This is a genomic window from Halomonas alkalisoli, from assembly GCF_021412585.1.
GTDB lineage: Bacteria > Pseudomonadota > Gammaproteobacteria > Pseudomonadales > Halomonadaceae > Halomonas > Halomonas alkalisoli.
Genome location: NZ_JAKCMI010000029.1, coordinates 99,451 through 121,088 on the forward strand (window position 1 = coordinate 99,451; position 21,638 = coordinate 121,088).

General features: G+C 64.0%; 20 protein-coding genes. All 20 read left to right on the forward strand.

The window, feature by feature from the left end; translation table 11 throughout:
* Positions 1 to 50: 50 nt before the first annotated feature.
* Positions 51 to 422: a diacylglycerol kinase gene (locus LY622_RS14145; protein ID WP_234291482.1), complete on the forward strand. Its 372-nt coding sequence runs from the start codon at positions 51 to 53 to the stop codon at positions 420 to 422.
* 87 nt (positions 423 to 509) lie between these two features.
* Positions 510 to 3,503: a bifunctional [glutamate--ammonia ligase]-adenylyl-L-tyrosine phosphorylase/[glutamate--ammonia-ligase] adenylyltransferase gene (glnE, locus tag LY622_RS14150; RefSeq protein WP_234291483.1), complete on the forward strand. Its 2,994-nt coding sequence runs from the start codon at positions 510 to 512 to the stop codon at positions 3,501 to 3,503.
* A 233-nt stretch (positions 3,504 to 3,736) separates the two neighbouring features.
* Positions 3,737 to 4,180 carry a type II 3-dehydroquinate dehydratase gene (aroQ, locus tag LY622_RS14155; RefSeq protein WP_234291484.1) on the forward strand — a complete coding sequence of 148 codons (444 nt, stop codon included), beginning with the start codon at positions 3,737 to 3,739 and terminating at the stop codon, positions 4,178 to 4,180.
* A 200-nt stretch (positions 4,181 to 4,380) separates the two neighbouring features.
* On the forward strand, positions 4,381 to 4,554 hold the full coding sequence (locus LY622_RS14160) for a periplasmic nitrate reductase, NapE protein (protein WP_234291485.1): 174 nt from the start codon (positions 4,381 to 4,383) through the stop codon (positions 4,552 to 4,554).
* A 7-nt stretch (positions 4,555 to 4,561) separates the two neighbouring features.
* Positions 4,562 to 5,062: a ferredoxin-type protein NapF gene (gene napF, locus LY622_RS14165; RefSeq protein ID WP_234291486.1), complete on the forward strand. Its 501-nt coding sequence runs from the start codon at positions 4,562 to 4,564 to the stop codon at positions 5,060 to 5,062.
* Positions 5,052 to 5,363, forward strand: coding sequence for a chaperone NapD (locus tag LY622_RS14170; protein WP_234291487.1), 312 nt, complete (start codon positions 5,052 to 5,054; stop codon positions 5,361 to 5,363). Before napF ends, LY622_RS14170 begins: the two co-directional genes overlap by 11 nt.
* The gene (napA, locus tag LY622_RS14175) at positions 5,360 to 7,864 is read left to right on the forward strand and encodes a nitrate reductase catalytic subunit NapA (RefSeq protein WP_234291488.1); all 2,505 of its coding nucleotides are present in this window, start codon (positions 5,360 to 5,362) and stop codon (positions 7,862 to 7,864) included. The genes LY622_RS14170 and napA overlap by 4 nt, the downstream gene beginning before the upstream one ends.
* Before the next feature lie 24 nt (positions 7,865 to 7,888).
* Positions 7,889 to 8,380 carry a nitrate reductase cytochrome c-type subunit gene (locus LY622_RS14180; protein ID WP_234291489.1) on the forward strand — a complete coding sequence of 164 codons (492 nt, stop codon included), beginning with the start codon at positions 7,889 to 7,891 and terminating at the stop codon, positions 8,378 to 8,380.
* Complete coding sequence (locus LY622_RS14185; protein WP_234291490.1) at positions 8,377 to 9,018, forward strand: NapC/NirT family cytochrome c; 642 nt, start codon at positions 8,377 to 8,379, stop codon at positions 9,016 to 9,018. The genes LY622_RS14180 and LY622_RS14185 overlap by 4 nt, the downstream gene beginning before the upstream one ends.
* Before the next feature lie 242 nt (positions 9,019 to 9,260).
* On the forward strand, positions 9,261 to 10,214 hold the full coding sequence (locus tag LY622_RS14190; protein ID WP_234291491.1) for a sugar ABC transporter substrate-binding protein: 954 nt from the start codon (positions 9,261 to 9,263) through the stop codon (positions 10,212 to 10,214).
* 275 nt (positions 10,215 to 10,489) lie between these two features.
* Positions 10,490 to 11,338: an ABC transporter permease gene (locus LY622_RS14195; RefSeq protein WP_234291492.1), complete on the forward strand. Its 849-nt coding sequence runs from the start codon at positions 10,490 to 10,492 to the stop codon at positions 11,336 to 11,338.
* A 17-nt stretch (positions 11,339 to 11,355) separates the two neighbouring features.
* Positions 11,356 to 12,315, forward strand: a complete 960-nt coding sequence (locus LY622_RS14200; protein WP_234291493.1) for an ABC transporter permease — start codon at positions 11,356 to 11,358, stop codon at positions 12,313 to 12,315.
* Positions 12,312 to 13,871 carry a sugar ABC transporter ATP-binding protein gene (locus LY622_RS14205; RefSeq protein ID WP_234291494.1) on the forward strand — a complete coding sequence of 520 codons (1,560 nt, stop codon included), beginning with the start codon at positions 12,312 to 12,314 and terminating at the stop codon, positions 13,869 to 13,871. The genes LY622_RS14200 and LY622_RS14205 overlap by 4 nt, the downstream gene beginning before the upstream one ends.
* A gap of 69 nt (positions 13,872 to 13,940) precedes the next feature.
* Complete coding sequence (locus tag LY622_RS14210) at positions 13,941 to 15,020, forward strand: maleylacetate reductase (protein ID WP_234291495.1); 1,080 nt, start codon at positions 13,941 to 13,943, stop codon at positions 15,018 to 15,020.
* The gene (locus LY622_RS14215; RefSeq protein ID WP_234291496.1) at positions 15,017 to 16,396 is read left to right on the forward strand and encodes an amidohydrolase family protein; all 1,380 of its coding nucleotides are present in this window, start codon (positions 15,017 to 15,019) and stop codon (positions 16,394 to 16,396) included. Before LY622_RS14210 ends, LY622_RS14215 begins: the two co-directional genes overlap by 4 nt.
* The gene (locus LY622_RS14220; protein ID WP_234291497.1) at positions 16,393 to 17,328 is read left to right on the forward strand and encodes an NAD(P)-dependent oxidoreductase; all 936 of its coding nucleotides are present in this window, start codon (positions 16,393 to 16,395) and stop codon (positions 17,326 to 17,328) included. The genes LY622_RS14215 and LY622_RS14220 overlap by 4 nt, the downstream gene beginning before the upstream one ends.
* Before the next feature lie 4 nt (positions 17,329 to 17,332).
* Positions 17,333 to 18,196: an intradiol ring-cleavage dioxygenase gene (locus LY622_RS14225; RefSeq protein WP_234291498.1), complete on the forward strand. Its 864-nt coding sequence runs from the start codon at positions 17,333 to 17,335 to the stop codon at positions 18,194 to 18,196.
* Positions 18,197 to 18,309: 113 nt separating this feature from the next.
* On the forward strand, positions 18,310 to 18,900 hold the full coding sequence (locus LY622_RS14230) for a malonic semialdehyde reductase (RefSeq protein WP_234291499.1): 591 nt from the start codon (positions 18,310 to 18,312) through the stop codon (positions 18,898 to 18,900).
* A 129-nt stretch (positions 18,901 to 19,029) separates the two neighbouring features.
* A complete protein-coding gene (locus LY622_RS14235; RefSeq protein ID WP_234291500.1) occupies positions 19,030 to 19,767 on the forward strand; it encodes a sulfite exporter TauE/SafE family protein in 738 nt (245 codons plus the stop codon).
* Positions 19,768 to 19,847: 80 nt separating this feature from the next.
* A complete protein-coding gene (locus LY622_RS14240; RefSeq protein WP_234291501.1) occupies positions 19,848 to 21,620 on the forward strand; it encodes an ABC transporter substrate-binding protein in 1,773 nt (590 codons plus the stop codon).
* Positions 21,621 to 21,638 lie beyond the last annotated feature (18 nt).

Consider the following 21,638-nt stretch of genomic DNA (forward strand, 5'->3'; position numbering starts at 1 on the left):
GTAGGCCCTTCACCCAGCCCGCTAGGGCGCGAGACAGGAAGCACAGCATCATGAAGCGTGGACACACCGGTTGGCGCCATCTGATCAACTCCACCGGCTATTCGCTCAAGGGGCTTGAGCTCGCCTTCCGCCATGAAGCGGCGTTTCGCCAGGAGCTGGCCCTTTGCGTGATCCTGCTACCGCTGGCCTGGTGGATCGGCGAGGGGCCGGTGGAGTGGATCCTGCTGCTGGGCAGTTGCCTGCTGGTACTGATCGTCGAGCTGCTCAACAGCGCCATCGAGAGCGTGGTGGACCGCATCGGCACCGAGCACCATGAACTCTCGGGGCGGGCCAAGGACATCAGCTCGGCGGCGGTGATGCTGTCGCTGCTGCTGGCAGGCCTGGCCTGGGGCCTGCTGACCTGGCAGAAATTCCTGAGCTGAATGCCGCCATGGGCTCCTGCGGGGTGCCGGTAAGGCCTCGCCTTCGTTATGCTGGAGGCATCCGAGCTGCGACAAGGCGAGCTGCATATGGCCCTTCCCGATGACTTCCTCCCCGACGATGACGTTCCCGCTCCGCTCAGGCCCGCCCTGGGCAAGGCCTGGCAGCGCCTGAGCGACAGCCTGGCCCAGGCCGACAATGTCGCCGAGATGACGGGGCAGGAGCGGCCCTCGGAGAGCTGGGAGGCGCTCGATGAACAGCGCCGCCGCCAGCTGGCCCGGGTGCTGGTCATCTCCGACTTCGTGCTCGATACCCTGGTGCGCCATCCCGACTGGCTGTTGCATCTGGATGCCGGCGGCGAGCTGGAGGCGGCCCCCGACGAGGCGACGCTGCGCGATACGCTGGGCGAGCGGCTGGAAGCGGCCGAGGACGAGGATGCCCTGCATGCGGCCATCCGTCGGTTTCGGCGTGCGCGCATGCTGGGCATCGTGTGGCGCGACCTGACACGGCCTGCCGGCGTGGACATGTGGCATACCAGCGCGGCGGTTTCCCGCCTCGCGGAGGTCTGCCTGGATGGCGCCCTGGGCTGGCTTGAAGCTCATCTCGAGCCCCGCTGGGGGCGCCCCGCCCCGCGTGACGACGGCAGGGAGCAGCGCCTGGTGGTGCTGGGCATGGGCAAGCTCGGCGCCGGCGAGCTGAATCTCTCCTCGGATATCGACCTGATCTTCGCCTACGCCGAGACAGGCGAGACCCAGGGCGGCCGCAAGGCGCTCGAGCATCAGGAATATTTCACCAAGCTGGGGCAGCGGCTGATCACCGCCCTGGACGCGGTGACCGCCGATGGCTTCGCTTTTCGCGTCGACATGCGGCTGCGCCCGCTGGGCGACGGCGGGCCACTGGTGGGCAACTTCGCCTCGCTGGCCTCCTACTACCAGGACCAGGGGCGCGAATGGGAGCGCTACGCCCTGCTCAAGGCACGGCCGGTCGCCGGCGACCTGGAGGCGGGCGGCGAGCTGCTGGCCAACCTGCGGCCCTTCGTCTATCGCAAGTACCTCGACTTCGGCGCCATCGAGTCGCTGCGCGAGATGAAGGGGCTCATCAACCGCGAGGTGAAGCGCAAGGGCATGCAGGCCAATATCAAGCTCGGCCCCGGCGGCATCCGCGAAGTGGAGTTCGTGGTCCAGGCCTTCCAGCTGATTCGCGGGGGGCGCGACACGGAGCTCCAGGTGACCTCGCTCAAGACCGCGCTGGAGCGGCTTCCCGACGTGGGGCTACTGCCCCAGGAAGTGGTCGACGAACTGCTGCCGGACTATGTCTTCCTGCGCGACCTGGAACATGCCCTGCAGGCGCTGGAGGACCGTCAGACCCAGAGCCTGCCCGGCGACGACCAGGACCGCGAGCGGGTGGCGCTGGCGCTGGACATGGAAGACTGGCCGGGGGTGATCGCCCGCCTCGACGAGGTGCGGGAGCGGGTGCGTCAGCACTTCGACGCGGTGATCGCCGACCCGGAGGGGGAAAACGGGGGTGAAAACGGAGAGAGCGACGAGGCGGAGGATGGCAGTGCCGGCTCGCTCGAGGCGTGGCGTTCGCTGTGGCAGGGCGAGTTCAACCAGGAGGAGAGCCTGGAACTGCTGACCCAGACCGATTTCTCCGCGCCGGACACGGCCTTGCGCCGGCTCGTGTCGCTGCGCGAGTCGCGCCAGGTGCAGGCGATGCAGCGCATCGGCTACCAGCGCCTGGATGCCCTGATGCCGATGCTGCTCAACGCCGTCGCCGAGAGCGAGAACCCGGATACCGCGCTGGAGCGTGTCCTGCCGCTGGTCGAGTCGGTGCTGCGGCGCACCGCCTACCTGGCGCTGCTGCGCGAGAACCCCGAAGCCCTGAGCCACCTGATGCACCTGTGTGGCGCCAGCCCCTGGATCGCCGAGCAGCTGGCCCGCTTCCCGCTACTGCTCGATGAGCTGCTGACCCCCGAAACGCTCTATACCCCCGCCGACAAGGCGCGGCTGGCCGATGAGCTGCGCCAGGCACTGGGCCGTATTCCCGAAGACGACGAGGAGGCCCAGCTCGAGGCGCTGCGGGTCTTCAAGCACGCCCACGTGCTGCGGGTCGCCGCCTCGGATATCGCCGGCACCCGCCACCTGATGAAGGTCAGCGACTACCTCACCTATATCGCCGAGGTGCTGCTGGAGGCGGTGCTGGGCATGGCCTGGCGGCACCTGGTGCGCAAGCACGGCTACCCGGTGCGCAGGGATGGCTCCCGGGCCGGTGCCGACCCGGAGTTCCTGATCATCGGCTACGGCAAGCTGGGCGGCATCGAGCTGGGCTACGGTTCGGACCTGGACCTGGTGTTCGTCCATGATGCCGATGCCAACGCCAGCACCGACGGTGCACGCCCCGTCGACGCGCCGGTCTTCTTCACCCGCCTGGGGCAGCGCATCATCCACCTGCTGACGGCGGTGACCCCGGCCGGCACGCTCTATGAAGTAGACATGCGCCTGCGGCCCTCGGGCAATTCCGGCCTGCTGGTGACCTCGCTGACTGCCTTCGCCGACTATCAGCGCAATCAGGCCTGGACCTGGGAGCACCAGGCACTGGTTCGGGCCCGGGTGGTGGCCGGCAACCCACAGTTGGCAGAGGGTTTCCATGCGGTGCGCCAGGAGATCCTTGGCCGCAGCCGCGACGTCGAGGCGCTGCGCCAGGAGGTGGTGGCGATGCGGCGCAAGATGCGCGACCACCTGGGCAGCAAGGGCGAATCCGGTGCCTTCGACCTGAAGCAGGACGCCGGCGGCATGATCGACATCGAGTTCATCTGCCAGTTCGCGGTGCTCTCCATGGGGCACGACACGCCCGAGCTGCTCCAGTGGAGCGACAACATGCGCATCCTCGAGACCCTGGAGAGCAGCGGTCGCCTGCCTGCCGACGACTGTCGGCGCCTGCGCGAAGCCTACCTGGCCTACCGCAGCGCCGTTCACCGTACCTCGCTGACCCGCGAAGCGTCTCTCGGTGATGGCAGTGACTTCCAGGCGCACCGGCAGGTCGTGATCGATGCCTGGCAGCGATTGCTCGAACCGTCGACATGAAATCAGAGCCGGCCTTCTCTAGGCGCGGTTCCTTCCGCCATCACGACAGTGCTATCACGAAAGCGCTAAGGAAGCGCTGAACAAATTGACGAGCGAGATGAAGCGCAAGGCGCACGGAGCACAGGAACCGGAGCATATGGGGTATATGTGAGGATTCCGAGCACCGCGCAACGTAGCGATTCGCTCGCGCAGGCATTTGTGCAGTGTTTCCCTAACACGAAAGAGACAACGAGATGAACAAAGTACTGGTACTGCACGGCCCCAATCTCAACCTGCTGGGTACCCGCCAGCCGGAGATCTACGGCAGCGAGACCCTCAACGACATCAACAATGCCCTCTATGAGAAGGCGGCGATGAACGGCTGGGACGTCACCTGTCGCCAGAGCAACCACGAAGGCGAACTGATCGATGCGATCCATGCCGCCCGTATCGACGGCACCGCGGCGATCATCATCAACCCCGCCGCCTATACCCACACCTCGGTGGCGATCCTCGATGCGCTCAACGCCTTCGACGGCACGGTCATCGAAGTGCATCTCTCCAACGTGCACAAGCGCGAGAGTTTCCGCCATCACTCCTATGTCTCGCTGCGTGCCGACGGCGTCATCGCCGGGCTCGGCAGCCAGGGCTACCAGGCCGCGCTGGATGCGCTGATCCGAGGGGCTAAACAGCCCTGAGCGGGGTGGTGGAAAGCAGCCCTGAGCGGGGGTAGAAGACAGCCCTGAGCGAGATATCTTTGCCGTTGCCCCGCGGGCCCGCCATCCGGCGGGCCCGTTGCGTTATTTGCTTATGACAAGGCGTGACAGGCTCGGAATATTAGCTACCCTTGAAGTCAAGGTGACCAAGAATTTGCTGTTGGGTAATGAGGGAGAGTGGTATGGAAGACCCGGATACCATGGCGCCGGAGGTCCGAAAGCGGAAGGAGCTCAAGCTGTTCCTGTTCATCGCCATCCTGCTGTTTCCGATACTGGCGATCGCCGTGGTGGGCAGCTTCGGCTTTTCCGTCTGGATCTACCAGACCTTCACCGGCCCGCCCGGCCCCCCGGGCTGAGGGCCGTATGGCAAAGACGAACAACAACAACAGGCGTCGTCAGTTCTTTCGCTCCCTTGGCGGACATGGCCCCATCCGGCGGCCTCCCTGGACCGGCGATGACTTCACCGAGCGCTGCGTGCGCTGTGCGGCCTGTATCGAGGCCTGCCCCGAGCAGGTGCTGTTCCAAGGCGGTGGCGGCTACCCCGAAATCCGCTTCGACGAAGAGGGCTGCTCCCTGTGCGGCGCCTGCGTAGAGGCCTGCGGCGAACCGGTCTTCGATACTCGACGCGTCGCCTTTCCCTGGCGGGCCCGGATCGAGGCCAACTGCCTGGCGCTGGGAAACGTTCACTGCCAGAGCTGCCAGGACGCCTGCGAGTGGCGAGCCATCGCCTTTGCGCCTGAAATCGGCCGCGCCCCAAGACCGCGACTGGATACCGAGGCCTGTACCGGCTGCGGTGCCTGCCAGTCCCAGTGTCCCAATCATGCCATCACAATGACAATCGAGGAGATGGCCCATGCCGAATGAAGCCCTGCATATCGCCAGCCTGCTGGTCCATGCCCGGCCCGAGCACCGCCGGGAAGTGGCCCAATGGCTGGATGCCCAATCCGGGAGCGAGGTCAGCGCCGACGATCCGTCCGGCAAGCTCGTGGTGGTGGTGGAGAGCGAGCGCGAGGCGCGGATTCTCGAGCTGATCGATTCGGTCCAGATGAGGCCCGGCGTACTGGGGGCGGCGCTGGTCTATCACCAGATGCTCGACCCTGCTACCGCCGATGAACCCGCCGATACCGTCGAACAACAAGCCCCAGCAGAAGGGATGCCGACATGAAGCTGACTCGTCGTGAATTCGCCAAGGCCAATGCAGCGGCAGTGGCGGCCGCCACCGCCGGCATGGCCATGCCGGTTGGCGCCAGCAACCTGATCACCAATGCCGAGCTCACGCAGCTCAATTGGAACAAGGCGCCCTGCCGATTCTGTGGGGTGGGCTGCAGCGTGATGGTAGGCACCCAGAACGACCGTATCGTTGCCACCCACGGCGACGTTCATTCAGAGGTCAACAGGGGGCTCAACTGCGTCAAGGGCTACTTCCTGTCCAAGATTCTCTACGGCCAGGATCGGCTGCAGCAGCCGATGCTGCGCAAGCGCAACGGGGTCTATGACAAGCGGGGTGACTTCGAACCGGTCTCCTGGGACGAAGCCCTCGACCTGATGGCCGACAAGTTCAAGACCGCCATTCGCGACCATGGGCCCGACAGCGTGGCCATGTTCGGCTCCGGACAGTGGACGATCTGGGAAGGCTATGCCGCCAGCAAGCTGTTCAAGGCCGGGCTGCGCACCAACAACATCGACCCCAATGCGCGCCACTGCATGGCCTCGGCGGTGTATGCCTTCATGCGCGCCTTCGGCTCCGACGAGCCCATGGGCGTCTACGACGATATCGAACATGCCAATGCCTTCGTGCTCTGGGGCTCGAACATGGCGGAGATGCACCCGATCCTCTGGACCCGGGTCACCGATCGACGGCTCTCCTTCCCCGATACCCAGGTGGCGGTGCTCTCCACCTTCGAACACCGCAGCTTCGACCTGGCCGACATCCCCATGGTGATGACGCCCAATGCGGACGTGGTGATCCTCAACTACATCGCCAATCACATCATCCAGACCGACCGGGTCGATCGCAATTTCGTCGATAGCCATACGAACTTCGTGCGTGCGGTGGACGACATCGGCTACGGCCTGCGCGACGAGCATCCGCTGCAGCAGGCGGCCGCCAACGCCGACGATCCCAACCGCTGGACGGCGATGAGCTACGACGAGTTCGCCGAACACGTTGCCGACTTCACCCTGGAGCGGGCGGCGCGGGAGTCCGGGGTCTCCGAGAGCCGACTGGAGCAGCTTGCCGAACTCTACGCCGATCCCGACATCAAGGTGATGACCTTCTGGACCATGGGGGTCAACCAGCACACCCGCGGCGTGTGGGTGAACAACCTGATCTATAATCTGCACCTGCTCACCGGCAAGATATCGGAGCCCGGCAACAGCCCCTTCTCGCTGACCGGCCAGCCCTCGGCCTGCGGCACGGCACGGGAAGTCGGGACCTTCGCCCACCGCCTGCCGGCGGACCGGGTGGTCACCAACCCCGAACATCGCGCCTTCGCCGAAGAGGTCTGGAAGCTGCCTGAGGGGACCATCCCCGAAAGGGTGGGCTTCCATGCCGTTGAGCAGAGCCGCAAGCTGAAGGATGGCGAGATCAAGGTCTACTGGACCCAGGTCAACAACAACATGCAGGCCGGGCCCAATACCCAGCAGGAGATCCTGCCGGGCTGGCGCAACGAAGAGGCCTTCGTCATCGTCTCCGATATCTACCCCACTGCGTCGGCCCAGGCCGCCGACCTGATCCTGCCGGCCGCCTCCTGGGTCGAGAAGGAGGGCGCCTTCGGCAACTCCGAGCGGCGCACTCAGTTCTTCCATCAGCTGGTCACCGCCCCGGGTGAGGCGCGCTCCGACCTCTGGCAGCTGGTGGAGTTCTCCAAGCGCATCCGGGTCGACGAGGTCTGGCCGGCGGATCACCTCGACAAGGCGCCGGAGTACCGCGACAGCACCCTGTTCGACCTGCTCTACGCCAACGGCCAGGTGGATCGCTACCCGCTTTCCGACATGGAGGAGGGCTACGCCAACCAGGAGGCCGAGGCGCTCGGTTTCTATATCCAGAAGGGGTTGTTCGAGGAGTACGCCCGCTTCGGTCGCGGCAAGGGCAAGGACCTGGACGACTTCGACAACTACCACCAGAACCGCGGCAAGCGCTGGCCGGTGGTGGATGGCAAGGAAACCCTGTGGCGCTATCGCGAAGGCTACGACCCCTACGTGGAAGAGGGCCGGGGCGTGCAGTTCTACGCCAAGCCCGACGACCGCGCGCTGATCTTTGCCGTACCCGACGAGCCGCCCCCCGAGTCGCCGGACGACGAGTTCCCCTACTGGCTCTCGACCGGGCGGGTGCTCGAGCACTGGCATACCGGCTCCATGACCCGCCGGGTGCCGGAACTGCACCGGGCGGTGCCGGCGGCGCTGCTCTACATGCACCCGGAGGATGCCCGTGCGGAAGGCGTGCGGCGCGGCAGTGAGGTGAAGGTGATCAGCCGCCGTGGCGAGGTACGCCTGCGGGTCGAGACCCGCGGCCGGGTGAGGCCGCCGCAAGGGCTGGTCTACGTGCCCTTCTTCGATGCCAACCGGCTGATCAACAACGTGGTGCTGGACGCCACGGACCCGATCTCCAAGCAGACGGACTTCAAGAAATGCGCCGTTCGTCTCGAACTGGTCAGCCTGGCCTGAGGCCGAGAGAGAAGGAGAAATGCAATGAAATGGCTCACTATGCTCAGTCTCTCGCTGGCGCTGGTCGTCGCCGGCCTTGTGATCGCCGAAGAGCACCGCGACGATTCGGCACCGGACGGCCTGCGGCCGGGCGGTACCCTCAGCCAGTCCCTGCCGGCACCGCCGCTGGCCGGCGAGCCCCGGGATGCGGGGCGTGAAGTGCTCAACTATCCCGAACAGCCGCCGGTCATTCCCCACGGTATCCGCGACTACCAGGTCGATGTCCGGGCCAACCGCTGCCTGACCTGCCACAGCCGCAGCGAGGCGGTACAGGCCGGCGCCCCCATGGTCAGCATCAGCCACTTCCGCGACCGCCACCAGCAGGTGCTGGCGGCGGTATCGCCCGACCGCTACTTCTGCACCCAGTGCCATGTGCCCCAGACCGATGCGAGCCCCATCGTCCCCAATACCTTCCTTACGGTCGACGAGGTGCTCGGCGACATGCTTCGGGAGCGGCGTGAGGGAGGTGGCCAATGAAGCGCTGGCTGGCCAGTTACTGGCGTATCCTCACCCGCCCCAGCATGCACTTCAGCCTGGGGTTCCTGACACTGGGGGGCTTCATCGCCGGGGTCTTCTTCTGGGGTGGCTTCAATACGGCGGTGGAGGCGACCAATACCCAGCAGTTCTGCATCTCGTGCCATGAGATGGAGCGCAATCCCTACCGGGAATTGCAAGGCACGATCCACGACGTCAACCGCTCCGGGGTCGGCGCGCAGTGTGCCGACTGCCACGTGCCCCACGGCTGGACCCACAAGATGGGACGAAAGATGGAAGCCTCCAAGGAGGTCTGGGGCTGGATCTTCGGCACCATCAATACGCCGGAGAAGTTCGAGGACAAGCGGCGTGAACTGGCCGAACGGGAATGGGCGCGGCTGGAGGCCAACGATTCCCTGGAGTGTCGCAACTGTCACGACTTCGAATCCATGGACTTCACGGCGCAGAGTTCCCGGGCTGCCCAAGCTCACTCCACCTCGCTGGCCAGCGGCGAGGCGACCTGCATCGACTGCCACAAGGGCATCGCCCACGAGCTACCGGACATGAGCGACTACCACGGTACCGCCACCCGGCTGCCCGATATCGAATCCTGGGTCGCGCACCTGGAGCGGGATGGGTGAGGTGATGCTGTAGCCACTTCTGTTTAACGTTCTGTGTTGCCCGATGTCCTGCCTATGGTGATAGGCAGGACATCTTTTTTTTCGGCTATTAGTTGTCCATTTGGTCGACGGATAAAAAATCCAGATTGGACATTTCTCTTCATGAGCTGCATTGCACCGTCTTGGTGCCGAAGCCTAAGCTCCTCCTTCCTACCTGCTAAAAGAAGCAGGGGACAAATAAGTATTAAAACAAGGAGAGAGAGATGGCTATAAATAATACCCTGAAAATGAGTGTGCTGGCTGCTTCGGTCTTCGTGGCATCGACTACAGTAGCGTACGCGGAAAATTCCTACCGGATCGGTATTACCCAGAACAACGTCGGCGTCGACAGCTACCAGACGACCTATGAAAGGGCTTTCGTGGAAGCCGCGGAGGCCGCTGGTAATATCGATATCGTGGTGCTGGACGCCGGGGGCGATGTGGCGCGCCAGATCGGCCAGATGCAGGACCTCGTCCAGCAGCAGGTTGACGCCATCATCATCTGGCCGACCAATGGTCAGGCGGTCATTCCCGCCATTCGCCAGGCAAACAATGCGGGTATTCCGGTCGTCGTGACCAACTCAAAAATTGCCGATGCCGGCATGGATTTCATCGCGGCGTTTTCAGGCCCCGATAACGTAGAACAGGGTTCTTCTTCGGCCGAGATGATGTGCGATGCCTTGGGTGGAGAAGGACAGATCGTGCAGATTTCCGGTCAGCCGGGCTATACCACCGCCATCGAGCGCGCTGCCGGGTTTGAGGAGCGGCTTGCCGAACTCTGTCCCGGTGTCGAACTGATGGAAACCCAGCCAGGCAACTGGAATCGTGAGCGGGCGCAACGTGTCATGGAAGACTTCCTCACCAAGTACGACCGTATCGACGGCGTCTATTCCGGGGACGACAACATGGGGGTTGGCGCCCTGAATGCTGCCAAGGACGCTGGTCGCGCCGGCGATATCGTGTTCATTGGTGCCACCAACTTCGCCGTAGGCTATGACGCCATTGCACGCGGTGAGTACTACGGCTCCATCTACCAGTCCCCGGTGGATGATGCTCATGCGGCGCTGCAGACAGCGTTGGACGTACTGGCCGGTGAGGATGTCCCCAAGCTCAACTTCTTCGAGACGCCGAAGATCACCGCCGAGAACCTGGAAGAGTTCGACCGTCCGGTCTTCTGACGACACGGTGCACTGCTCGGGGCGAGATATTCTTAAGCGATTTATGCCCGGGCTACAGGACTGGCCTGGGCGCAACCACCCCTGCGCAAGGCCTACCCAAACAGGTGATTAACATGGCTTCTGCAGAACAAACGAAACAGCCGGTCTTGAAGGGAAGAGTTAGCCGCGCGGGTATTCTCGGCTTTCTCTCCGCTCAGGGTATCCTGGTATTCTTTCTTTTAAGCATGTTCGTCTTCTCATTATTTTCCGAACAGTTTCTATCCCAGTCGAACATCATGACCGTCGTGCGACAAGCGTCGATCATCGGCATCATCGCCGTCGGAGTGACGGTGGTCATTATTGGCGGAAACCTGGACCTTTCCGTGGGCTCGATGCTGTCATTCGCCACCGTGCTGGTCGTGGATCTTCATGACAAGATCGGTCCGATGAACGCCATCCTGGTGATGTTCGCACTGACCCTGCTTCTCGGCGCCGTGAATGGTTTCCTGGTCGGCCTGATGCGACTCAACTCCCTGATCGTGACGCTGGCCATGCTCTCCGTCATCCAGGGGTTGGTGTTGATCTACAGCGGTGGCCAGAACGTGGATATCGCCAATCAGGGCGGCACCTGGTTCGCTTTCTTCGGCCGTGGGTATGTGTTGGGTATCGCGGTGCCGGTGTTGCTGTTCGGCCTGCTGGCCATTCTGGTCCAGTGCCTGATGTCCTACACGGGCTATGGACGGCGTATCTTCGCCGTCGGTGGCAACCCCATGGCGGCCGTCTACTCAGGCATTCGCAAGAACTGGTGTGTGTTCAGTACCTACCTGATCTCGGCCTTCTGTGTGGCATGCGCCGCTCTGGTGCTCGGCTCTCGGGTCATGGGCTCCCAGAACAATGTCGGCCAGGGCTACGAGCTGCTGGTGTTGGCCGGCATCATCCTCGGTGGCACCAGCCTGCTCGGCGGCGCCGGCAGCATCTGGAAGACCGTGATCGGCGTGCTCATCCTGGGGTTCATCCAGAACGGCCTGCTGCTGATGGGCTACCCCTACTACACCCAGTGGATCGTGACCTGGGTCATCATCATCCTGGCCGTCTGGCTGGACCTCGCCAACAAGCGCAAGCGCTTGCTGACGACCCACTCATGACGCGGAGGGCATCACGCATGACTTCAATAAAAGGCTTCTTCCGCGGTAAGGCGGCCATTCAGCCGATCTGGCTCTTCGTCATCGCCATCTTCATCTTCTTCAGCTTCATGTCGGAGTACTTCCTGTCGCTGGGTAACATCACCAATATCCTGGTCCAGACGTCGACCATCGGCCTGATCGCCTTGGGTATGACCTACGTGATGATCAACGGCAATATCGACCTCTCGGTGGGCGCGATACTGGGGCTTGCCGCCTCGCTGGCGGTCGGGCTACAGGACCATGGGTTGACCATCGCCATCATCGCGGCGCTGGCGTCCGGCATGCTGCTCGGGGCGCTCAACGGCCTGGTCGTGTGGAAGACCGGGGTCAACGCCTTCATCGTCACCCTGGGTGCCATGCTGGGTATCCGCGGGCTGATCTTCCTCTATACCGGCGAGCAGTCCTTCTACTCGATGAACTTCGCCTTCGCCGACTTCGGTGCCAGCACCATTGGGCCGATCCCGGTACTGGCGATCATCTTCCTGCTCTGCACCCTGGTGATGCACCTGGTGTTGACCCGCACCGGTCACGGCCGCAATACCTTCGCCGTAGGGGGTAACCCGGAGGCCTCCATCGATGCCGGCATCCGGCTCGGTCGCCACATGATGATCAACTTCATCATCGTCGGTTTCTTTGCCGCACTGGCCGGCGTCCTGCTGGCCAGCCAGATGGGTGCGGCCACTCCCAATCTCGGGCGTGACTACGAGCTGTGGACCATCACCGCGGTGGTGCTCGGCGGCACCAAGCTGACCGGCGGCTACGGCAGCATCACCGGCACCCTCGGCGGCGTCTTGGCCATCGGCATCCTGCGCAACGGCATGAACCTGATGCAGGTGCCGGCCTTCTACGTGCTGGTCGTCCTCGGTGTGATCCTGATCTCGGTGCTGATCATCGACAAGAAACTCAATGTGCCGTCGACCAAGGAGGTGCGGATATGAATCCCGTCCAAGCCATTACTGGCCGCCAACCGATCGACGCCGAGCCGATCCTGAAGCTCGAAGGCATCACCAAGCGCTTCCCCGGGGTGGTGGCCCTCAACAAGGTCGACTTCGATGTGCGCCCCGGCGAAGTCCATGCCCTGCTCGGCGAGAACGGCGCCGGGAAGTCGACCCTGATGAAGGTGCTGGCCGGCAAGCATCAGGCCAACGAGGGCAGGATCATTCTCGGTGGTGAGGAGATGGAGTTCGAGAACCCCAAGCATGCCAAGCGGGCCGGGGTCGTGCTGATCCACCAGGAGCAGTCGTTGGTCCCGGAGATGACGGTGGCCGAGAACATCTACCTCGGCAGCCTGCCGAAGAAGTGGGGCAACCGAGTCGACTGGCGCAGGTTGCGCGAGGACACCAACCGGATCCTCGAGACCCTCAAGTGCAGCTTCCAGCACGATGACCTGGTGGGTTCGCTGTCGATCGCCAAGAAGCAGATGGTCGAGATCGCCCGGGCGCTGGTCTTCACCCCGCGGGTGGTGGTGTTCGACGAGCCGACCGCCTCGCTCACCGACCACGAGAAGCCGGTGCTCTACGACGTGATCCAGTCGCTCTGCGAGCAGGGCGTGGGGATCGTCTACATCTCGCACCGCATGGACGAGATATTCCACCTGTCACATCGCATTTCGGTGCTGCGCGATGGCGAGTACACCGGCACGGTGAATACCTGTTCGACCAACGAGGACGAGGTCACGCGGATGATGATCGGCCGCAGCCTGGAGCTCGACCATGCCAGCAAGCCGAGCGAGTTTGGTGAAAACATGCTCGAACTGCGCAATCTCTCGGTCAAGCGGCTGTTCACGGATGTCAGTCTTAACGTCCGCAGGGGCGAGATCATCGGCATGTATGGCCTGGTGGGGGCAGGGCGTTCGGAGGTCGCCGAGACCATCTTTGGCCTGCGCTCTCCTTCGGGTGGAGAAATCCTGCTGGATGGCGAAGTGGTGAACTTTCGTAACTCCCACGATGCCGTTGTCGCGGGTATCGCCCTGGTGCCGGAGGATCGCAAGGACCAGGGGCTGATCCTGGGCATGAACTGCCGCGACAACATGACCCTGGCTGGGCTGAAAACAGTCTCCACGATGGGTTTCATGAAGCGTGCCGATGAGCGTGCCGTCTACGACAAGTACCACCAGGCGATGAAGATCAAGACACCCAGCTGGCGCCAGAAGGTCGGCAATCTGAGTGGTGGCAACCAGCAGAAGATTGTCATCGGCAAGTGGCTGCATACCCATCCCAAGCTGCTGATCCTCGACGAGCCGACCCGCGGGATCGATGTGGGCTCCAAGGCGGAGATCCACGCCCTGGTCAAGGATCTCGCCAAGTCGGGCTACGCGGTGCTGGTGATCTCCTCGGAGATGCCGGAAGTGCTCGGCCTGAGCAACCGCATCATCGCCATGTACGACGGCCGGGTCACCGCCGAGTTCGACGGTGACAGCGTCAGCGAGGACGAGCTGGTGCAGGCGATCACCGGAATGGGCACGCCAACCCCGGCGGCGGCCGTGATCGGCTAGGCGGCTCCGCCGTCATCGCGGCGTCCAGCAGGGCGCCGACATGCATCTTCAACGTCTGAGGAAAGACCCATGCAACCCTTTGTCTATCATGGCCTGCCATCTCGGGTGGTATTCGGCCAGGGGACCCTGTCGCGCCTCGTCGAGGAAATCGAGCAACTCGGTTGCCGTCGAGCCCTGGTGCTGGCTACTCCCCAGCAGCAGGAACAGGCCCGAGAGGTGCTGGATCAACTAGGCGAGCGTGGGGTCGGGCTTTATGCCGAGGCAGCCATGCACACGCCGGTCGAGGTCACCGAGCGCGCCATGCGGGTGGTCGAGGCACTGGGGGTCGACTGCACCGTGGCTATCGGTGGCGGTTCGACCATCGGCCTGGGCAAGGCCATCGCGCTGCGCACCGGGCTGCCCCAGGTGGCCATCCCCACGACCTATGCCGGCTCCGAGATGACGCCGATCCTCGGCGAGACCCGTGACGGCATCAAGACCACCCAGCGCACCCTGGAGGTGCTGCCCGAGACGGTGATCTACGACGTCGACCTGACCCTCTCGCTGCCCGCCGGGATGTCCGGTACCAGCGGCATCAATGCGATTGCCCATGCGGTGGAGGCGCTCTACGCCCGTGACCGCAACCCGGTGATCTCGCTGATGGCAGAAGAGGGCATCGCCGCGCTGGCCAGGAGCCTCAAAGTGATCGCCTATGACCCCGCCAATGCCGAGGCGCGCGCCGATGCCCTCTATGGCGCCTGGCTGTGCGGTACCTGCCTGGGCTCGGTGGGCATGTCGCTGCACCACAAGCTCTGCCACACCCTGGGCGGTTCCTTCGACCTGCCCCATGCCGAGACCCACACCATCGTGCTGCCCCATGCGGTGGGCTACAACGCCCCGGCGGCTCCCGAGGCGATGTCGCGCATCGCCCGGGCCCTGGGCTGCGAAGATCCCGCCGCCGGTCTCTTCGACCTAGCTCGGGCTGTCGGTGCGCCCACGGCACTGGAGGAGATCGGCCTGCAGGAGAGCGATATCGACCGGGCGACGCAGATCGCCACGAGCAATCCCTACTGGAATCCACGCGAGGTCGAGGCCGAGGGCATCCATCGCCTGCTGAGCGATGCCTATGCCGGCCGTCGCCCGACGTCGAGGGAGGTGACCGACGTATGAAGACCCTGCTGACCAATGCCACCGTGATCACCATGGATCCCGAACTCGGCGATCTGGCCGACAGCCAGGTGCTGGTGGAGGACGACCGGATCCTGGCCGTGGGCCATGACCTGCCGTCGGAGGGGGCCGAGCGGGTCGACTGCCGCGGCGGCATCCTGATCCCCGGGCTGGTCAACGCCCATATGCATACCTGGCAGACCGCCCTGCGCGGCGTCGCCGCCAACTGGACGCTGCTGGAGTACTTCCGCCACGTCCACCGTGGCCTGGCAACGCTCTTCACCCCCGATGACATCCATATCGCCACCCGCATGGGTGCGCTCAACCAGCTCAACTGCGGCACCACCACCCTGGGTGACTGGTGCCACAACAACCCCACCCCGGAGCATACCGATGCGGCGGTACGCGGTCTCAAGGAGTCCGGCATCCGGGCGCTGTTCTTCCACGGCTCGCCCAAGCCGGACCCCGAGCCGGGCCAGCCGCACTTCAGCGAGGTCCCGCACCCCCGCGGCGAAGTCGAGCGGCTGATGAAGGGGGCGCTTGCCGACCCCGAGGGCCGGGTGACCCTGGGGCTGGCCATCCTCGGGCCACATTACTCCACCCTCGAGGTCAGCCTGCAGGATTTCACATTGGCCAAGGAGTTCGGCCTGGTCGCCTCCATGCACCAGGGTGGCGGTGAGGCTGTCAGCCCCGGCGGCTGGGACGTGATCGAGGAGCGGGGACTGCTGGGGCCGGACATCAACATCGTTCACGGACAGAGCCTCGACGACGGACAGCTGGCCCGCTTCTGCGAGCAGGGCGTGACCTTCTCCATCGCGCCGGAGAACGAGATGACCCAGGGGCATGGCTTCCCGATCACCGGCCACCTGCGCCGGCACGGCGGTGTCGTTTCCCTGGGGGTGGACCTGGAGTCGGTCATCTCCGGTGACATGTTCTGTGTCGCCCGCATGGCGCTGGGCATGCAGCGGGCACTGGACAACGATGCCTCGCGGCGCGAGCAGGGCAGCATTCCCGACACCTCGACCATCCGCACCCGCGAGGCGTTGGCCTGGATCACCGTCGACGGTGCGCGTGCCCTGGGCCTCGAAGCGCGCATCGGTAGCCTGACGCCGGGCAAGCAGGCCGACATCGTGCTGCTCGATAGCGGCCTCCTGAACATGCAGCCGGTCAGCGACCCGGTCTCGACCGTGGTCATGCAGGCGAGTCTCGCCAACGTCGACAGCGTCATGGTGGCGGGGGAGTTCCACAAGCGAAACGGCCGGTTGCTGGCGGATGTGGCGGAGGGGGTCAGGCACCTCGACGCCTCCGCTCAGCGGATCTACGGCGAACTGATGTCACGGGAACAGGCTTCCCGAGCACAAGGGGAGAGAACCCAATGACCACGACAAGCCCAATGACCACCACAGACAGGGTGGCCTGGATCGGCCTCGGCAAGCTGGGCCTGCCCATGGCCGAGCGGATCGCTGCGGCGGGTTACCCCGTCCAGGGGTTCGACCTCAGTGCCGAGCGGATGGCGCTTGCCGAGCAGGCCGGCATCACTTCCCACCGGGCGTTGGCCTCTTCTGTTGAGGACTGCCACCTGGTCTTCGTCTCGATTCCCGATGACCGGGCGCTGCTGGGCCTGACCCTGGGGCCGGATGGGCTGATCGAGGCGATGGCCCCGGGCAGCGTGCTGATCGAGACCAGCACCGTCAGCATCGAGGCCTCCGCCAGGGTGGCCGCGGCCGCGGACGCCAGGGGCATCGCCTATCTGCGCAGCCCGGTCTCGGGGAATCCCGTCGCCGCCGAGTCCGGCACCCTGTCGGCCATGGTCTCCGGCCCGCGTGACGCCTTGGAGGGGGCCGTGCCGGTGATGGCCGCCTTCACCAAGGCCCAGTACTGGCTCGGTGACGAAGAGCAGGCTCGCTACGCCAAGCTGGCGATCAACCTGATGATCGCGGTGAGCGCGGGAATGATGGGCGAGGCCCTGGCGATGGCCCGCAAGGGCAACATCGGCTGGGAGGCGATGCTGGACCTGATGGCCGACAGCGCCGTCGGCTCGCCGATGGTCAAGTACAAGACCCAGCCGCTGAAGGATCGCGACTTCACGTCCACCTTCTCGGCCGCCCAGATGGCCAAGGACCTGGACCTGATCCTCGGCTGTGCCCACGGGGACGGTGTTGCCGTGCCCCTGGCCGCTCAGATGCGCGAAGCCTACAGCTCCCTGATCGGCACGGGCCACGGCGAGGAAGACTACATCGCCACGATCCACCACACCGAGCGCCTTTCCGGGCTGCCGGCCTTCGAGAGCGCCTCCGGCGCCAGGGGATGACGAGATGCGAAACCTTAACGCCGTGAACATCACGGATGCCGTGATCGAGCAGTTTGCCGGCTGTCGTGACGAGCGCCTGAAACAGGTGTTGAACAGCCTGGTTACCCACTTGCATGCCTTCATCCGCGACGTGGAGCCCAGCGAACAGGAGTGGACCGATGCCATCGACTTCCTGACCCGGACCGGCCAGATGTGCGACGACAAGCGGCAGGAGTTCATCCTGCTCTCAGATACCCTGGGCGTGACGATGCTGGTCGATGCCATCAATCACCAGACCTCGGACCCCATGGTCTCCGAGAGCACGGTGCTGGGCCCCTTCTATGTGGCCGACCCGCCCGAGGCCGCCCAAGGAGAGGCGATCGACTGGAACGTCGAGGGGGAGCCCTTCTTCGTGGAGGGGCGGGTGCACGATGCGCGCGGTGAGCCACTGGCCAATGTCGTGGTCGATGTCTGGCAATCGGACAGCGAAGGGTTCTACGACGTCCAGAAGGAGCTGGAGAGTGCCTCGCTGAGGGCCAGGTTTACCACCGATGCCCAGGGGCGCTATGCCTTCTGGACGGTGACCCCCTCACCCTACCCGATCCCCACCGACGGCCCGGTCGGCAAGATGCTGGAAATCACTGGTCGACACCCTTACCGGCCCGCCCATGTGCACTTCATGCTGATGGCCGAGGGATACGAGACCCTGGTGACCCAGGTCTTCGCCGAGGACGACCCCTACCTCGACTCCGATGCCGTCTTCGGCGTCAAGGATTCCCTGGTCAGGGAGTATGAACTGCTGCCTCCAGGAAGCGCACCGGATGGACGGTCGATGGAAGTCCCCTTCCGCCATCTGACATACGACTTCGGCCTCAAGGCGAGCCGCTAGTTGCATCGCAAGACGAAGCCATCCAGCAAGACGAAACCATCCAGCAAGACGAAACCATCCAGCAAGACGAAACCATCCAGAAAGACGAAACCATCCAGAAAGAGGAAAGCAACATGACGATCATCGACAACAAGGCGGTCGAGACCCTGTTTACCGAGGCACGTACCCATAACGTGTGGCAGGACCAGGAGGTCAGCGAGGAAAAACTGCGCGAGCTGTATGACCTGCTGCATTTCGGCCCGACCTCCATGAACTGCCAGCCCCTTCGCGTGCTCTTCCTGAAGAGCGAGGCGGCCAAGGAAAGGCTCAAGCCGGCACTGCTTCCCGGCAACCAGGAGAAGACCATGAAGGCGCCCGTGGTGGCTGTGCTGGGATACGACACAGAGTTCTACCAGCATCTGCCGCGCATGTTTTCCCACAACAAGGATGCCAAGTCGCTGTTCGAGGGCAAGACGGACTTCATCAACACCACGGCCTTCCGCAACAGCTCCATCCAGGGGGGGTATTTCATCCTGGCCGCCCGTGCGGTTGGGCTGAATGCCGGGCCGATGTCCGGCTTCAACAATGCGGCGGTGGATGAGGAGTTCTTTCCCGATGGCCAGGTGAAGAGCAACTTCCTCTGCAACCTGGGGTACGGCGATGCCTCGGCGCTCTTCCCGCGCCAGGAACGCTTCGCCTTCGAGGAGGTCTGCGACGTCCTGTGATCCCGTCTTTCGGGGGCGACTCCCGGATACCCCATGAGGCACCCCGCTCATGGGGGCAGCATCACCCTCCGCTTGGGCCGTGTTCGCTACGGCCCCTTTTTCATAGCCGGTCAGAGAATCGAGGCCCGCATGGTGTACGACTGGCAGTTCATTGTATTGATCATCATTGCCGTGCTGATTACCGGGATCTCAAAATCGGGTTTCGCCGGCGGCGTCGGGGTGGTGGCGGTGCCGCTGATCTCGCTGAAGGCCAGCCCGGCCTTCGCCGTGGCCGTCATGCTGCCTCTGCTGATAGTGATGGATGTCTTCAGCCTCAAGGCCTGGTGGCGCCATCGTGTGGGGGCCGTTCTGTGGCTGATATTTCCCCCGGCGGTGCTGGGGGTGGTGGTGGGCTACCTGACCTATGGCCGCTTCGATGAGGACCTGCTGAAAGTCCTGCTGGGGGTGTTCTCGATCCTTTTCGGGCTGTGGGGGCTACTCAAGCCCTTCCGTGGGCGGGTCCTGCCGACCTGGGTCGGTGGGTTGAGTGGCGGTATCGCCGGCTTCACCAGTTTCATCGCCCATGCCGGGGGACCGCCGCTCAACTTCTATCTGCTGCAGTGCCGGCTCACCAGGGAGCAGTTCCTCGCCACCGCAGTGGTCTTCCTGGCCGCCACCAATCTGGTCAAGCTGGTGCCCTATGGCATGCTCGGCCTGCTGAACCTCGAGAATCTCACCATTGCACTGTTGCTCATCCCGGTGGCTTGGCTGGGGGTTCGACTGGGGCTGGTCATACAGCAGCGTCTGAGTGGTGAGCTCTTCTTCCGAATCATTCTGGGCCTGCTGATCGTGCTGGGCATTCGCCTGATCGTCGACGGCTGGGGATAGCTGCGTTGGCGTCGCGTTTGCTGCCGGACGTGAGGCGGCGCTATCTTGGTGCACTACCCTCTTCCTGCCATGAGGCGAACATGAGCGACCTCCCCGACGAGAGGCATCCGGAGGGCCCCTATGATCGGCTGTCCCAGACGCCGATGCCGAAGCTTTCCAATACGGAACTCTCGCGCTTCATCGACTTCATCGAGAAGTTCGAGGAGGAAACCGAGCACTCGCTCTCCCTGAGCCACGGCTACCGGGAGATGCGCATGATGCTGCATATCATGCGCAACCACCTGGCCGGCCGACTGACGACGCCCACCTCGCTGGCGGATGCATCCGGGCTCTCCTACGGCACCGCCAAGCGCGGGATAGAGAGCATCATCCAACGCGGGCTGATCCTGTCACGCCCCAGGACGAAATCGGGCAAGACCGTCTCGCTGCATCCCTCGCCGATGATGATCGAGGAGTGGGAGAGCTATGCCCACCGGATCAAGGGCCTCCTGGGCCCCCTGTTCGGTGTGGATCCGGCCTCGGACACTGGCCGACGGATCTTCCTCGAGCCTGATGCGAAAAATCGCGTGATCTCGCCGCCGGCGGTGCTGTCGGCACGGCTCGAACTGAAGGGTGGGCTGCGTGGGCTGATCCACGCCGACCCCACCTTCATGGCGATGCATAACCTGAAGCAACAGCTGGAATCCATCTTCGGCCTGGAGATTCATAACTCTGCCAGGTCGATCGACGACCTGCTCGAGGCGATCCTGGCCAACGCGGGCCGGACCAGGTCCCGCTATGACCTGGTGGCCTGCGACCTTCCCTGGTTCGGCGAACTGGCGTCGAAGGGTATCCTGATGCCCCTCGACGGCTTCATTCGGCGTGATGGCTACGATCTCACTGATTTCCACCCGGTTGCCGTTCAGAGCACGCAATACGCTGGACGGCAATACGGTATTCCCCTGCAGACCACGCCGGAGCTGCTCTGTTATCGCAAGGATATCCTCGAGCAGGCACAGCTTGAGCCCCCGACAACGACCGAGGGACTGGTCAAGGTGGCCAGGCGGTTGCACGATCCCGCCCGGGGGCGGTATGGCATTGCCTGGAATGCTGCGCGAGGAACGCCGCTGGGCCATACCTTCAGTTTCCTGATGGCCAAGTTCGGCCAGCCGATCATCAATCTCCGCCCCTGCGATGGAGGCTATGACTTTCAGCAGGCGTCCGGGGAAGAGCTGCGACCAATGTTCCTGTCGGATGCCGCCTTTCGGGCCTGCGAATACATGCTGGATATCCTCAAGTACTCCCCTCCCAATATCCTCAACATGGCATGGTACGAGCGGGCCCAGTCCTATGCCGCCGGCGAATCCTGCATGGCCTACTGCTACACGCTGCTGGCCCCGCTTATCGAGTTCGATCGGGAGTCACCGGCCTGGGGGAAGACCGGTTATCTGCCACACCCTATCGGTAATCATGGCCGTCCGATCACCCCGATCGGGGGCTATGCCCTGGCCATCCCCGCCAACCTGTCCGATGAACGTGTCGAGGCTGCCTGGACGGCCCTGCGCCACCTGACCTCGGCCAACATGTCCAAGCTCTATATCCTGAACGGCAGCCTGGTAACCCCGCGTTTCAGCGTTAGCCAGGACCCTGAAGTTTCGGCACTGTCGCCGCTGATCGAGATTGTGGATGGCATGGCAAGGAAAGATATCCTGCAGGCATGGCCGCGGCCCCCGGTGCCGGGCATCACGGACCTGATCAGTATCGCCGGGCACGAGATCTTCGAGGTGCTGGATGGACGGCGCTCCATCAAGAAGGCCCTGTCCATGGCGCAGGACAGGGCCGATCGGGTGATGCGAGACAGGGGCTACTACTGATCCACCGGTCGGGTTTTC